The following is a 13,247-nucleotide window of genomic DNA, read 5'->3' as shown; positions in this document are numbered from 1 at the left end:
ACCGACGGCATCACGCTGCGTCCATTTCGAGGGAACGGGGTCGCTCCGATCCGCACGATGCGTCAGGATCGATCCATGGTTCTGGCTGTCTCGCACCGGCCGCAGTCCACCACGCGCCGCGACCTCGCCGCGGCGCTCGCCACGCTGTGGCTCACCAGTGGCCTGTACCTGGACGGCTGGGCGCACTCGCACGTGCCGGAGCTGGAGACGTTCTTCACCCCGTGGCACGGCGTGCTCTACAGCGGCTATGCGGCGCTCGCCATCGCCATCGTGCCGTCCGTGCTGTGGCGCGGCCGCCCGGCCGGCCCGGTCCGCGACTGGGTCCCCGCGGGCTACGGCCTCGGCCTGCTCGGCGTCGTCCTCTTCGCCGTCGGCGGCGTGGTCGACATGACCTGGCACACCCTGTTCGGCGTCGAGGTCAGCCTGGAGGCCCTCCTCAGCCCGCCGCACCTGCTCCTCCTCACCGCCGGCACGCTCATGATCACCACGCCGGTCCGCGCCGCCGCCGCCCGCCGCGCCGCACCGTCCCTCGCCGGCGACCTGCCCGTCCTCCTGAGCCTGCTGAGCGCGGTCGGCGTCGCGGCCTTCTTCCTCAACTACCTGTCGCCGTTCACCGACGCGCCGGCCGCCTTCAACGGCTTCCGCAACGGGCAGGCGTTCGGGCTCGCGCAGTACCTCGCCTTCACGGTGCTCGTCGTCACCGCCTGCCTGTTCGCCTGGACCCGTCTCGGCCGCGTCCCCGCCGGCCTGGTCACGGTCGTGGTGGCGGCGGCCTCGATCCCCGACGGCGTGTTCAACGACTTCGCGCACCTCGCCGCCCAGCTCTGGCCACTGCTCGGCGCCGTCCTCGCCGACCTCGCCGTCCAGTGGGTCGCCGCCCAGCGCCCCGACCTGGTGCCGGTCACGCTCGGCGCCCTGGTCCCACCGCTGATCTGGTCCACGCACCTGATCGGCGTCCAGCTCTCGCTGGGGGTGGCCTGGACGGAGGAGCTGTGGTCGGGCGTCGTCGTCCTGACCGCCCTGGCCGGTGCCGCACTCGGCGGCCTGTCAGCCCCATCGACCAGGCCCGCCGCCTGAGCCCGCCGCCGATGCTCCTCGGCTGGGGACCGTCCGGCCGCCCGGCCTGGGAACCGGCCGACGTCCACACTCTTGGGTGCGGTCATCGCTTGATCTCTCCTTCGCGCTCTGGTCAGTTCGAAGGATCAAGCGGTGACCGTCTCCATACCCTCAACCACGGCCGGCCCGCGGGATCGGCTCCGCGTCCTCCTCGAAGGGCCTGCCCGCCTGGATCCGCCCGCCCTGGAATGGGATCGATGCGCACCCTCGGTGCCCGGCGTCGGGTCAGGGGCGGCGCGACAAGGTTGTGGCCGGCGGGCAGGACGAGCGCGGCGGGGAGGGGTGGTGGCGGGGTAGAGTTCCGGGTCGTGCGGGACCTGTTGCCAGAGATCGTCGTCGTTGAGGTGGCCGGGGAGGACGACTGGACGGGGGTGCTGCTGCCCGACGAGGCGGCCGGGTTGTCGCCGCGGGCGGTTGACGGGCGGCGGCGGGAGTACACCGCGGGGCGGGTGTGTGCACGGCGGGCGCTGAGCCGGGTCGGGGTGCACGGGGCGCCGGTGCTGTCGGCGCCGAGCCGGGCGCCGGTGTGGCCGGCGGGGACGACCGGGAGCATCACGCACACCAAGGGCTACTGCGCGGTCGCCGTCGGGCGGGTGCCCGAGCTGCGGGCCGTCGGGATCGACGCGGAGCGCAGGACGGTGCTGCCGGCGAACATCGTCGCGTCGATCTGCCTGCCGGAGGAGATCGCCTGGTGCGCGGAGCGGGCGGATGAGCCGTGGTGGCCGGCGGTGCACTTCAGCGCCAAGGAGACGGTGTACAAGATGTGGTCGCCGATCATGGGGACGTGGCTCGACTTCCACGACGCGAGGCTGAGCATCGACCCGGTGAACGGGACGTTCGAGGCGGCGATCCTGCCGGAGAAGCTCGACCAGGAGCCGGGGGCGCCGGCGGTGTTCCGGGGCCGGTTCGCGGTGGAGCCCGACCTGATCCGCACCGCCGGCTACATCACGCGATGATGGACGACCTGCGCCCGCTGCCGGCGGAGGTGGCGGCGCTCCTGCGGCGGGTCGGCGCGCCGCCGCGGCTCGCCGCGCACCTGCGGCTGGTGCACGACGTCGCGGCGCAGCTCCTCGACTGGCTGGCGGCACACGCGCCCGGGCTGGTCGTGGACCGGGCGGCGGTGCTGTTCGGGGCGGCCACCCACGACATCGGCAAGACCCTGCACCCGGAGGAGCTGGCGGGCCCCGGCAGCGCGCACGAGGCCGCCGGCGCGCGGATGCTGGAGGAGTTCGGCGACCTCGCCAGGTTCGCGGCCAACCACGCGCGGTGGGACCGGCCCGACGCGACCCCGGAGGAGCTGCTGGTCACGCTCGCCGACAAGGTGTGGAAGGGCAAGCGGGTCGACGACCTCGAACGCCGCGTCGCCGGCCTCCTCCCGGGCGAGCCGTGGGAGGCGTTCATGGCGCTCGACGACGAGCTGACCCGGATCGCCGACACGGCCGACGAACGCCTGGCCTTCCAGAACGCCTACCCCACGGCCTGAGCGGCGCGGGGCTCGTACCGGCGGGAGGACCGCAGCAGGGCGCGCATCGACGGCAGGTCGGCGGGGATCAGGCCCAGGGCACGGGCCTGGACGAGGATGTTGCCGAGGGCGCCGGCCTCGACCGGGCCGGCCTCGACGGGCAGCTCGCAGGCGTCGGCGGTGAGCTGGCACAGCAGGGCGTTCTGCGCGCCGCCGCCGACGAGGTGGACGACGTCGACGGGGCGGCCGGTGAGGCGCCGGGCGTCGTCGATCGCGCGGCGGTACGCGAGGGCGAGGCTGTCCAGGATGCAGCGGGTCATCGCGTACGGGTCCGCGGGCGCCGGCTGGTCGGTCTCCTTCAGCGCGGCGGCGATGCGGGCCGGCATGTCGCCCGGGGCCAGGAACCGCGGGTCGGTGGCGTCCACGACGCTGCGCCGGGCGGGCGCCGCGGCCGCGCCCGACAGGAGGTCGGACAGCGTGACAGCGGGTCCCCAGGCGCGCATGCACTCCTGCAGGAGCCACAGGCCCATGACGTTGCGCAGGTACCGCACGGTGCCGTCGACGCCGGTCTCGTTGGTGAAGCCGGCCTCGAAGCTGCCGGTGGTCAGTACCGGCGACGGCAGCTCGACACCGACGAGGGACCAGGTGCCGCAGGAGATGTACGCGAACCGGTCCGTGCGCGCGGGGACGCCCACGACGGCGGAGGCGGTGTCGTGCGAGGCGACCGTCGTCACCAGGGTCTCGGGGGCGTGCAGCATCGGCCCCGCGACGGTGCCGGGGTCGCGCAGCGGCGGCAGCAGCGACGCCCGGATGCCGAGCCGCGCCACCAGCGGCAGGTCCCAGGCCCCGCCGCCGGCGGTGAGCAGGCCGGTGGTGGACGCGTTGGTGCGTTCCGCGCCGATCGTGCCGCTGAGCCAGTACGTGATGAGATCCGGGATCAGCAGCAGCGTGCGCGCGGTGTCGAGCTGTGCGGTGCCGCCGGCCGCGAGGAGCTGGAACACGGTGTTGAACGGCTGGTTCGCGATCCCGGTCGCCGCGTAGTGCGCAGCGGCCGGGACCGGCGAGACGACCGTGTCGGTGCGGGCGTCGCGGTAGTGGACGGGGTTGCCGAGGAGCCGGCCGTCGCCGTCGAGCAGCCCGTAGTCGACGGCCCACGAGTCGACGCCGACGGACTGGACCGGGCCGGCCGCGTCCAGTCCGTCGAGGATCCCCTGGTACAGGCCGAGGATGTCCCAGTGCAGGGTGCCCTGGACCTGCACCGGGGTGTTGGCGAAGCGGGCGACCTCGGTGAGGTGGACGGTGCCCGACCCGACCGAGCCCACGATCACCCGGCCGGACGAGGCGCCGAGGTCGACGGCCGCGAGGCGGTTCATCGCAGGAACGCCGCGGCCACGCCCGCGTCGACCGGGACGTGCAGGCCGGTGGTGTGCGACAGCTCGCCGCCGACCAGGGCGAACACGGCGTTCGCCACGTGCGACGGCAGGACCTCCCGCTTCAGGATCGTGCGCTGGGCGTAGAACGCGCCGAGCTCGGACTCCGGGACGCCGTAGACGGCGGCGCGCTGCGCGCCCCAGCCGGAGGCGAAGATGCCGGAGCCGCGGACGACGCCGTCGGGGTTGACGCCGTTGACCCGGATGCCGTGCTCGCCGAGCTCGGCGGCGAGCAGCCGCACCTGGTGCGCCTGGTCGGCCTTGGTCGCGCCGTACGCGACGTTGTTGGGCCCGGCGAAGACGGCGTTCTTCGAGGCGATGTAGACGATGTCGCCGCCCGTGCCCTGGTCGATCATGACGCGGGCGGCCTCGCGGGCGACGAGGAACGACCCGCGGGCCATCACGTCGTGCTGCAGGTCCCAGTCGTCCACGGTGGTCTCCAGCAGCGGCTTGGAGATGGACAGGCCGGCGTTGTTGACGACGAGGTCGACGCCCCCGAACGCGAGGACCGCCTCGGCGAACGCCGCCTTGATCGCCGCCTCGGACGTCACGTCGGCGGTGACGGCCACCGCCTTGTCGGAGGTACCGATCTCGGCGGCGACCGCGGCGGCCGCATCGGTGGCCCGGTCGGCGACGACCACGCAGGCGCCTTCCGAGGCCAGCCGCAGCGCGATGGCCCGCCCGATCCCGGAGCCGCCGCCGGTCACGAACGCGACCCGCGACGCGAGCGGCCGGGGCGCGGGGCGGCGGGCGAGCTTCGCCTCCTCCAGGGCCCAGTACTCGATCCGGAACTTCTCCGACTCGGGGATCGGCGCGTAGGTCGACACCGACTCGGCGCCGCGCATCACGTTGATCGCGTTGACGTAGAACTCCCCCGCGACCCGCGCGGTCTGCTTGTCGGCGCCGAACGAGAACATCCCGACGCCGGGCACCAGCACGATCGCCGGGTCCGCGCCACGCATCGCCGGCGAGTCCGGGGTGGCGTGCCGCTCGTAGTAGGCCGCGTACTCGGCGCGGTACGCGGCGAACTGTTCTTCCACGGAGGAGGATGTCAGCACGAGCGGCCGCACCTTGGTCCGCAGGAAGTGGTCCGGGCACGAGGTCCCCCGCGCTGCGAGGTCCTCCAGGGCGGCCCGCGACACGAAGTCCAGCACGACGTCGGTGTCGGTGAAGTGCCCGACCTGCGGCCGGTCGCTGGACGCCAGCCCGCGCAGCACCGGCATCAGCTCCGCCGCCCGCGAGCGGCGCTCTTCCAGCGGCAGCGGCGGGTGTACGACCGGCCCGAACGGATCCGGTCGGCCACGGGCGGCGAGGAACTCGGTCGCGGTCCGGATGATCTCCAGGGAGTTCGCCTCGCACTCGTCCGACGTGGCGCCCCACGCCGTGATCCCGTGCCCGCCGAGGATGACGCCGATCGCCTGGGGGTTGGCCCGGTGGACGGCCGCGATGTCGAGGCCGAGCTGGAAGCCGGGCCGCCGCCACGGCACCCACAGCACCCGGTCGCCGAAGCACTCCTTCGTCAGCGCCGGCCCGTCGGCGGCGGTGGCGAGGGCGATGCCCGCGTCGGGGTGCAGGTGGTCGACGTGCGCGGCCTCCACCAGGCCGTGCATGGCGGTGTCGATCGACGGTGCGGCACCGCCGCGGCCGTGCAGGCAGTAGTCGAACGCGGCGACCATCTCGTCCTCGCGCTCCACCCCCGGGTACACGCCGGTGAGCGCGCGCAGGCGGTCCAGGCGCAGCACGGCGAGGCCCGCCTCGGTGAGCGTGCCGAGGTCACCGCCGGATCCCTTGACCCACAGGACCTCCACGTCGCCGCCGGTGACGGGGTCCGCGGCGAGGCCGACGGCCGAGGTGTTGCCGCCGGCGTAGTTGGTGTTGCGGGGGTCGGCGCCCAGGCGGCGGGAGCGGGCGATGAGGTCCTTCACGCGCCCCACCCGGCCTGCGTGCCGCCGACCCGCTCGGCGCGGACCTTCTCCAGGTACCCGGACCGCTTGTACGCGCCGATCGGGTCCGGGTCGAGGCCCATGTCCTCCCGAACCGAGCGCAGCAACGGCCGCACGTCGGTGTTGTACGCGTCCATGAGGACCTCGTTGGCGCCCAGCACGTCGCCCTCCAGCTGCGCCGCGCGCAGGGCGGCATGGTCGACGAGCAGCGCCTTCGCGGTCGCCTCCTGCACGTTGAGCACGGACCGGATCACCGCCTGGATCTTCGGCTCCAGGTTGTGGCACTGGTCGAGCATGAACGCGATCCCCTTCCCCGTCAGCGCGTCGTCGAGCACGATCTCGTGCATGATCCGGAACAGCTGGAACGGGTCGGCGGCGCCGACCATCAGGTCGTCGTCGGCGTAGAAGCGGGAGTTGAAGTCGAAGCCGCCGAGCTTCCCGGCCCGCAGCAGGACCGCGACGATGAACTCGATGTTGGTGCCGGGCGCGTGGTGCCCGGTGTCGATGACGACCTGCGCCCGCTCCCCCAGCGTGAGGCAGTGCGCGTAGGCGGTGCCCCAGTCGGGCACGTCGGTCATGTAGAAGGCCGGCTCGAACAGCTTGTACTCCAGCAGCATCCGCTGGTCGGGCCCGAGCCGGTCGTACGTCTCGCGCAGCGCCTCGGCGAGGCGGTCCTGCCGGGTCCGCACGTCGTCCTGGCCAGGGTAGTTGGTGCCGTCGGAGAACCACAGCTTCAGGTCCCGCGAGCCGGTGCGGTCCATCACGTCGACGCACTCCAGCAGGTGCCCGATCGCCTTGCGGCGGATGCCGGGGTCCGGGTTGGTGACGCTGCCGAGCTTGTAGTCGTTGTCCTGGAACACGTTGGTGTTGATGGTGCCGAGCGCGACGCCGAGGTCCCGGGCGTGGCGGGCGAGGTCGGTGTAGTCGTCGACGAGGTCCCACGGGATGTGCAGCGCCACGGTCGGCGCCACGCCGGTGAACCGGTGCACGGTCGCCGCGTCGGCGAGCTTCTCATACGGGTCCCGGGGCACGCCCTCCTGCGGGAACACCTTGAACCGGGTGCCCGAGTTGCCGTATGCCCAGGACGCCGTCTCGATCCGCTGGCCGCGCAGCTGGGCCGCGACACGCGTGCGCGTCTCCGGGGCGAGCTCTGTCATTGCAACGCTCCAAGCTGGTGGTCGAGGTTGAACACCTCGTCGAGGACGACGAAGTGCCGACCGTTGATGAAGAACTCCGCCATCTCCGCCTGCCAGCGCCGGTCGACGTCGGTGGCGTCCATGGCGGCCTGCGCGGCGGCGAAGTCCTCGGTGAGGAGATAGCCGACGAGCAGGCCGTCGTCGCGGAGGAAGAGCGAGTAGTCGTGCCAGCCCGCGTCCCGCAGCGCGGCGAGCATCTCGGGCCAGACGTGGGCGTGGCGGCGCCGGTACTCATCCAGCCGATCGGGTTTGACCTGGAGGGTGAAGCAGACCCGGCGCACGCCGAACCCCCTTAGAAGTTGAACTGGTCCACGTTGGAGGCGTTGAACGTGAACGGGTCACCGAGGAGGATGGTGCCGTCCTTGCCGACGGTGAACTCGCCGAGCTTGCCGGCCTTGAACTTGTCGCCCTCCTTGCCCTTGATGACGCCGGAGGCGAGCGACGCGCCCGCGTAGGCGGCCAGGTAGCCGAGGTCGGCCGGGTTCCACAGCGCGAACGCCTTGACGGTGCCGTCCTTGACGTAGGCCTTCATCTGGTTCGGGGTGCCGAGACCGGTGAGCTGGACCTTGCCCTTGTACGTGGAGCCGGACAGGTACCGGCCGGCGGCGGCGATGCCGACGGTGGTCGGCGAGATGATGCCCTTCAGGTTGGGGTGCTTGGCGAGCAGGCCCTGCGCCTCCTGGAAGGACTTCTGGTCGTCGTCGTCGCCGTAGACGGTGTCGACCAGCTTGAGCTTGCTGTACTCCGGCTTCGCCAGCTCGGTCTTCATCATCTCGATCCAGGCATTCTGGTTCGTGGCGTTGGCCGTCGCCGACAGGATCGCGATCTCGCCGCCGTCGGCGCCGATCGCCTCGGAGATGAGCTTGATCTGGACCTTCGCGATGCCCTCGGAGGTCGCCTGGTTGATGAAGAGGTCGCGGCACTCGGGCTTGGTGTCGGAGTCGTACGTGACGACCTTCGCGCCGGCCTTGCGGGCCTCGTTGAGGGCGCCGCAGATGGCGTCCTTGTCGTTGGCGGACACCGCGATCACGTTGGTGCCCTGCTGCGACAGCGTGTTGATGTAGCTGACCTGCGCCGACGGGCTGGCCTCGGACGGGCCGGTCTCGGTGTAGGAACCCTTGAACTCCTCGACGGCGACCTTGCCGCCCTTGTTGTCGGAGGTGTCGAAGTACGGGTTGTTGACCTGCTTCGGCAGGAACGCGACCTTCAGGCCGCTCTTGATGGTGTCGGAGGTGGCGGTGCCGGTGTCGCCGGTGCTGCCGGTGTCGGAGTCCTCGGCGCAGGCGGTGGTGCTGAACGCGAGCGCGGCGGCTACCGCGACCGCGATGAGCTTGCCAGCTCTCATGGGATTGAATCCTTTCAGCGGGGGTCGCGCGGAAACGGGGGTGGGGGTGTCGTTACGTGGTGCGTCGCCGGCGCAGGCGCTCGCGCGCCATGCCGATGACGTTCGGCCCGACGACCGAGGCGATGAGCAGCGAGCCGGTGATGATGGTGAGGGTGTTCGCCGGCACGTTCGCCAGTTGCAGGGCGTTGCGCAGGGTGCTGAGCAGCAGGACGGCGCCGATGACGCCGATCATGCCGCCGCGGCCGCCGAAGATGGAGACGCCGCCGAGCAGGACCGCCGCGACGACCGCGAGCTCCAGGCCGTTGCCGTTGTCGGCGCGGGCGCTGGCGAACCGGAACGTCCAGAAGACCCCGGCGAGCGACGCCATCGTGCCGGTGGCGACGAAGAGCCAGAACTTGGTGCGGGCGACCGCGATCCCGGCGAAGCGGGCCGCCTCCGTGTTGTTGCCCATCGCGTACAGGCCGCGGCCGACCGGGGTGGCGTGCAGCAGCACCCCGAACAGCACCGCGAGGACCGCGACGACGATGATCACCCACGGGATCGTGAGGCCGGGGATGGGGTCGATCGCGGCGTCGGTCCAGGCGACCGGGTAGTCGGCGACGGCCTTGTCGCCGAGGACGACGTACGCGAGCCCCCGGTACAGCGCGAGGGTGCCGATCGTGACCGCCAGCGACGGCAGCCCGAACACGGTGACGAACAGGCCGTTGACGGCGCCGAGGACCGCGCCGAGCAGCAGGCACAGCGCGATCAGCAGCGGCAGCGACGTGACCCCGTGCGCCCACAGGTCACCCATGACGGCGCAGGTGAGGCCGAGCGTGCTGGCGACGGACAGGTCGATCTCGCCGGTGATGACGACCAGGGTCATCGGCAGCGCGATGATCGCGATCGGCACGACCTCCAGGGTCACGAACCGCCAGAACCGCGGGCTGGCGACGCCGTCGATGGTGGCGGCGCCGACGACGGCGACCAGGACGAGGGCCACGAGGACCACGACGTCCCAGGAGACCACCAGGCTTCTTCTCCCGGGCGCGGCCGGCGCGGCCTTGGCCGTGGTGCTGAGCTCGGTCATTTGCCCGGGCCTCCCTGCAGGCTGCGTGCGACGCGGAGCGACAGGACCCGGTCCAGGCCGATCGCCGCGAGGATGAGCGCGCCGATCGCGGCCCGCTGCCAGAACGGGTTGATGCCGAGCACCGGCAGGGCGCTGGCGATCGTGGTGAGCAGCACGGCACCGAGCGCCGCGCCGTAGACCGAGCCGCTGCCGCCGAAGATGGCGACCCCGCCGACGACGACCGCGGCGACGACGTTGAGCTCCAGGCCGAGGCCGGCGTTGGCGTCGAGGGTGCCGAACCGGGCGACGTACAGCACCCCGGCGAGCCCGGCGAGCGCGCCGCTGGCGGTGAACGCGGCGAACACCCGCCGGCCCACCCGGATGCCCGAGAGCCGCGCCGCGGCCGGGTCGGAGCCGATCGCGTACAACTCCCGCCCGCTGCGATAGGAGCGCAGGTAGAACCCGGCGCAGAGGACGACGACGACCGCGAACAGGGTCAGCACCGGCACGCCGAGGACGGTGGCGGTGCCCATGCGCAGGAACCCGTGCGGGATGTCGGCGGCGTTGATCTGCTTGCCGGTCGCCCACCGGTAGTCGATGCCGCGGAAGACGTACAGCGTGCCGAGCGTGACCACCAGCGCCGGCACCCGGGCGGCGGCGATGAGAGCACCGTTGACCGCGCCGCACACCGCCCCGAGCGCCGTGCCGGCCAGGAGCACCACCGGGATCGGCAGCCCGGGATGGTCGAGGAACAGGGTGCCGGTCGCGAACGCCGACAGCCCGAGCACCGAGCCGACGGACAGGTCGACGTTGCGGGTGACGACCGCGATCGCCTGGCCGGTCGCGAGGATCGCCAGGATCGTCGAGCCGAGCAGCAGGTCCTTGACGCTCTGCGCGTGCAGGAACCGCGGGTTGCTGATCGCGGTGCCGCCGATGAGCAGCACCAGTGCCACGAGGATGCCGAGCTCGCGGACCAGGAACACCCGGTGGGTGAGCTTCGAGGTCTTCACCTCTGCTCTGTCGAGCACGGCGGTCATGTCGCCTGTCCTGTCGCCGCCAGCATCACGGACTCCTCGTCGGCTCGGGTACGGGGGATGTCGGCGGCGAGCCGCCCTTCGTGCATGACGAGGACCCGGTCCGCCATGCCGAGGACCTCGGGCAGCTCGCTGGAGACCATGAGCACGGCGACGCCCTGGTCCGCGAGCTCGCTGAGCAGCCGGTGCACCTCGGCCTTGGTGCCGACGTCGATGCCGCGGGTCGGCTCGTCGACGATGAGCACCCGCGGCGCCGTCGACAGCCACTTCGCCAGGACGACCTTCTGCTGGTTGCCGCCGGAGAGGGTGGCGACCGGGTCGCTCAGCCTGGCCGCCTTCACCTGCAGCCGCTCCGTCCAGGTGCGGGCGTCGCGGCGCTCCGACGGGCCGAGGAGCAGCCCGATCCGGCTCAGCGACCAGCGCCGTGGCAGGGTCGCGTTGCGCTCCACCGACAGCTCCATCACCAGGCCCTGCTGCCGGCGGTCCTCGGGCACGAGCGCGAGGCCGGCGGCGATCGCCGCGGACGCGCTGCCCTTCTGCAGCGGCCTGCCGTCGACGCGGACCTCGCCGGCGTCGTGCCGGTCGATGCCGAAGACGGCGCGGATCACCTCGGAGCGGCCGGCGCCGACGAGCCCGGCGAGGGCGACGATCTCGCCGCTGTGGACGGTGAACGACACGTCCTGGAAGACGCCGGCGCGGGTGAGCCCGTCGACCTCCAGCCGGGCCTCGCGGACCTCGGCGGTGCGCTGCGGGTACATGGTGGAGACCTCGCGGCCGACCATCCGCCGCACGACCTGGTCGACGGTGAGCGCGTCGGCGGGGTCGGTGGAGACCCACTGGCCGTCGCGCATGACGGTGATCCGCTGGCAGAGCGAGAAGACCTCGTCGAAGCGGTGCGAGATGAACAGCACCGCGGCCCCGGCGTCGCGCAGCGACCGGGCGACGGCGAAGAGCCGCTCGACCTCGACCCCGGACAGCGCGGCGGTCGGCTCGTCCATGACCAGGATCCGGGCGTCGAACGACAGCGCCTTGGCGATCTCGACCAGCTGCTGGTCGGCGATCGACAGCCCGCGGGCCGGCCGGTCCGGGTCGAGGTGCACGCCGAGCCTGGCGAACAGCTCGGCGGACCGGGCCCGCATCGCGGCGGTGTCGACGCGGCGCAGCGAGCGCAGCGGCTGCCGGCCGATGAAGATGTTCTCCGCGACGGTCAGGTCCGGGAACAGCGTCGGCTCCTGGTAGATGACGGCGATGCCGGCGTCGCGGGCGTCGGCGGGGCCGCCGAGCCGCAGCGGCTGCCCGTCGAGCGTGATCGTGCCGGTGTCGGGGGCGTGCGCGCCGGCCAGGATCTTCACCAGCGTCGACTTGCCCGCGCCGTTCTCCCCGACGAGGGCGTGCGCCTCGCCGCCGCGCAGCTCCAGGCGCACGTCGCGCAGCGCGGCCACGGCGCCGAACGACTTGCTCACGCCCTCGAGAACCAGCACCTCGCCGTCCTCCCTTGTGAAACGTTTCATGCGATGACTACAGTGACGGTAGAAGCAGACCGTCGATGGCGTCAAGAGTTTCAATGGCGTTACCGGTTTGATACACCCTCTTCGAGTTGACACGTTTCAGAGGTACGGGAGATCGATGTCCACCACGACCGGCATCAAGGAGGTGGCCCGCCGCGCGGGCGTCTCCATCGGCACCGTCAGCAACGTGCTCAACCGTCCCGAGCTGGTCGCCTCGTCGACCCGGCAGCGGGTCCTCGACGCCATCGCCGAGCTGGGCTACGTGCGCAACGACTCGGCGCGGCAGCTGCGGGCCGGGCACAGCCGGCAGATCGCGCTCGTCGTGCTCGACGTGACCAACCCGTTCTTCACCGACGTGGTCCGCGGCGCGGAGGCGGCCGCCGAGGAGCACGGCGTCATGGTCGTGGTCTGCAACAGCGGCGAGGACGCCGGCCGCGAGCACCGCCATCTCGACCTCCTCGAGGAGCAGCGGGTCCGCGGTGTACTGATCACGCCCGTCGACGAGTCGCCGAACTCGCGCCTGGAGCTGCTCATCCAGCGCGGCACCCCGGTCGTGCTGGTCGACCGCGGCACCGGCCGGCACAGCCGCTGCTCGGTCGCGGTCGACGACGTGCTCGGCGGCCGGCTCGCCGGCGAGCACCTCGTGGAGCAGGGCCACCGGCGGATCACGTTCGTCGGCGGGCCGGCCTCCATCACCCAGGTCCGGGAGCGGCACGCCGGGATCTCCGCGGCCGTGGCCGGGAAGGCCGAGCTCTCGGTGGTCCCCACGCCCAACCTCACCGTCGCCGCGGGCCGGGCGGCCGCCGCCGAGATCGACGCCGCGGCCGGCTCCACGGCGGTCTTCTGCGCAAACGACCTCGTCGCGCTCGGCGTGCTGCAGGGCCTCACCCAGCGGGGCATCCGCGTGCCGCAGGACGTGGCGATCGTGGGATATGACGACATCGAGTTCGCCGCGGCGGCCGCGGTGCCGCTATCCTCCGTGCGACAGCCTCGGGAACAGCTCGGTCGCACCGCCACGGCCCTGCTGCTCGAGGAGATCGAGGACGACGGCCGCCATGAGCACCGCCACGTGGTGTTCCAGCCGGAGCTGATCGTCCGCGAGTCGAGTGGCCGGCCCCGCACCCGCCGGTCATCTCAGCGGGATTCTCTGAAAGGGCGGTGATCG

Annotated in this window: 12 protein-coding genes; 4 read left to right on the top strand and 8 right to left on the bottom strand. The window is 72.4% G+C overall.

All coding sequences use genetic code 11. From position 1 onward, the window contains the following. Nucleotides 1–75: 75 nt before the first annotated feature. From ACQEVZ_RS36820 to ACQEVZ_RS36810, 3 genes are all read left to right on the top strand, one after another. Nucleotides 76–1,077: a hypothetical protein gene (locus tag ACQEVZ_RS36820; protein ID WP_433375135.1), complete on the top strand. Its 1,002-nt coding sequence runs from the start codon at nucleotides 76–78 to the stop codon at nucleotides 1,075–1,077. Nucleotides 1,078–1,424: 347 nt separating this feature from the next. Further along, the gene (locus tag ACQEVZ_RS36815; protein ID WP_433375132.1) at nucleotides 1,425–2,072 is read left to right on the top strand and encodes a 4'-phosphopantetheinyl transferase family protein; all 648 of its coding nucleotides are present in this window, start codon (nucleotides 1,425–1,427) and stop codon (nucleotides 2,070–2,072) included. After that, nucleotides 2,069–2,599, top strand: coding sequence for an HD domain-containing protein (locus ACQEVZ_RS36810; protein WP_433375129.1), 531 nt, complete (start codon nucleotides 2,069–2,071; stop codon nucleotides 2,597–2,599). The genes ACQEVZ_RS36815 and ACQEVZ_RS36810 overlap by 4 nt, the downstream gene beginning before the upstream one ends. Here ACQEVZ_RS36810 and ACQEVZ_RS36805 read toward each other — a convergent pair. From ACQEVZ_RS36805 to ACQEVZ_RS36770, 8 genes are read right to left on the bottom strand one after another with little or no spacing between them, the layout of a single operon-like run. Next, the gene (locus ACQEVZ_RS36805; protein WP_433375126.1) at nucleotides 2,584–3,951 is read right to left on the bottom strand and encodes a rhamnulokinase; all 1,368 of its coding nucleotides are present in this window, start codon (nucleotides 3,949–3,951) and stop codon (nucleotides 2,584–2,586) included. The genes ACQEVZ_RS36810 and ACQEVZ_RS36805 overlap by 16 nt on opposite strands. Then, nucleotides 3,948–5,933 carry a bifunctional aldolase/short-chain dehydrogenase gene (locus tag ACQEVZ_RS36800; protein ID WP_433375123.1) on the bottom strand — a complete coding sequence of 662 codons (1,986 nt, stop codon included), beginning with the start codon at nucleotides 5,931–5,933 and terminating at the stop codon, nucleotides 3,948–3,950. Before ACQEVZ_RS36800 ends, ACQEVZ_RS36805 begins: the two co-directional genes overlap by 4 nt. Beyond that, nucleotides 5,930–7,108 carry an L-rhamnose isomerase gene (gene rhaI / locus ACQEVZ_RS36795; protein WP_354895377.1) on the bottom strand — a complete coding sequence of 393 codons (1,179 nt, stop codon included), beginning with the start codon at nucleotides 7,106–7,108 and terminating at the stop codon, nucleotides 5,930–5,932. Before rhaI ends, ACQEVZ_RS36800 begins: the two co-directional genes overlap by 4 nt. After that, complete coding sequence (locus ACQEVZ_RS36790; RefSeq protein ID WP_344503297.1) at nucleotides 7,105–7,428, bottom strand: L-rhamnose mutarotase; 324 nt, start codon at nucleotides 7,426–7,428, stop codon at nucleotides 7,105–7,107. Before ACQEVZ_RS36790 ends, rhaI begins: the two co-directional genes overlap by 4 nt. 11 nt (nucleotides 7,429–7,439) lie before the next feature. After that, complete coding sequence (rhaS, locus tag ACQEVZ_RS36785; RefSeq protein ID WP_344503296.1) at nucleotides 7,440–8,492, bottom strand: rhamnose ABC transporter substrate-binding protein; 1,053 nt, start codon at nucleotides 8,490–8,492, stop codon at nucleotides 7,440–7,442. 52 nt (nucleotides 8,493–8,544) lie between these two features. Then, nucleotides 8,545–9,561: an ABC transporter permease gene (locus ACQEVZ_RS36780; protein WP_344503295.1), complete on the bottom strand. Its 1,017-nt coding sequence runs from the start codon at nucleotides 9,559–9,561 to the stop codon at nucleotides 8,545–8,547. After that, a complete protein-coding gene (locus ACQEVZ_RS36775; RefSeq protein WP_433375117.1) occupies nucleotides 9,558–10,577 on the bottom strand; it encodes an ABC transporter permease in 1,020 nt (339 codons plus the stop codon). Before ACQEVZ_RS36775 ends, ACQEVZ_RS36780 begins: the two co-directional genes overlap by 4 nt. Beyond that, complete coding sequence (locus ACQEVZ_RS36770) at nucleotides 10,574–12,085, bottom strand: sugar ABC transporter ATP-binding protein (RefSeq protein ID WP_344503293.1); 1,512 nt, start codon at nucleotides 12,083–12,085, stop codon at nucleotides 10,574–10,576. Before ACQEVZ_RS36770 ends, ACQEVZ_RS36775 begins: the two co-directional genes overlap by 4 nt. 115 nt (nucleotides 12,086–12,200) lie before the next feature. On the opposite strand from ACQEVZ_RS36770, the gene ACQEVZ_RS36765 reads away from it, so the two are divergent. Then, nucleotides 12,201–13,244 (top strand): LacI family DNA-binding transcriptional regulator, encoded by a 1,044-nt coding sequence (locus ACQEVZ_RS36765; protein WP_433375113.1) that lies wholly within the window; start codon nucleotides 12,201–12,203, stop codon nucleotides 13,242–13,244. Nucleotides 13,245–13,247 lie beyond the last annotated feature (3 nt).

It is taken from the genome of Dactylosporangium sp. CA-152071 (assembly GCF_050936335.1).
GTDB lineage: Bacteria > Actinomycetota > Actinomycetes > Mycobacteriales > Micromonosporaceae > Dactylosporangium > Dactylosporangium maewongense.
The sequence above is the reverse complement of the archived record's forward strand: the minus strand, read 5'-3'. Positions and strand labels throughout refer to the sequence as shown.

What these genes read in the sequence shown, in the direction of transcription:
- ACQEVZ_RS36820 (WP_433375135.1), top strand. Translation starts at nt 76, where the DNA reads ATGGTTCTGGCTGTCTCGCACCGGCCGCAGTCCACCACGCGCCGCGAC.
- ACQEVZ_RS36810 (WP_433375129.1), top strand. Translation starts at nt 2,069, where the DNA reads ATGATGGACGACCTGCGCCCGCTGCCGGCGGAGGTGGCGGCGCTCCTG.
- ACQEVZ_RS36805 (WP_433375126.1), bottom strand. Translation starts at nt 3,951, where the DNA reads ATGAACCGCCTCGCGGCCGTCGACCTCGGCGCCTCGTCCGGCCGGGTG.
- rhaI (WP_354895377.1), bottom strand. Translation starts at nt 7,108, where the DNA reads ATGACAGAGCTCGCCCCGGAGACGCGCACGCGTGTCGCGGCCCAGCTG.
- rhaS (WP_344503296.1), bottom strand. Translation starts at nt 8,492, where the DNA reads ATGAGAGCTGGCAAGCTCATCGCGGTCGCGGTAGCCGCCGCGCTCGCG.
- ACQEVZ_RS36780 (WP_344503295.1), bottom strand. Translation starts at nt 9,561, where the DNA reads ATGACCGAGCTCAGCACCACGGCCAAGGCCGCGCCGGCCGCGCCCGGG.
- ACQEVZ_RS36775 (WP_433375117.1), bottom strand. Translation starts at nt 10,577, where the DNA reads ATGACCGCCGTGCTCGACAGAGCAGAGGTGAAGACCTCGAAGCTCACC.
- ACQEVZ_RS36770 (WP_344503293.1), bottom strand. Translation starts at nt 12,085, where the DNA reads ATGAAACGTTTCACAAGGGAGGACGGCGAGGTGCTGGTTCTCGAGGGC.
- ACQEVZ_RS36765 (WP_433375113.1), top strand. Translation starts at nt 12,201, where the DNA reads ATGTCCACCACGACCGGCATCAAGGAGGTGGCCCGCCGCGCGGGCGTC.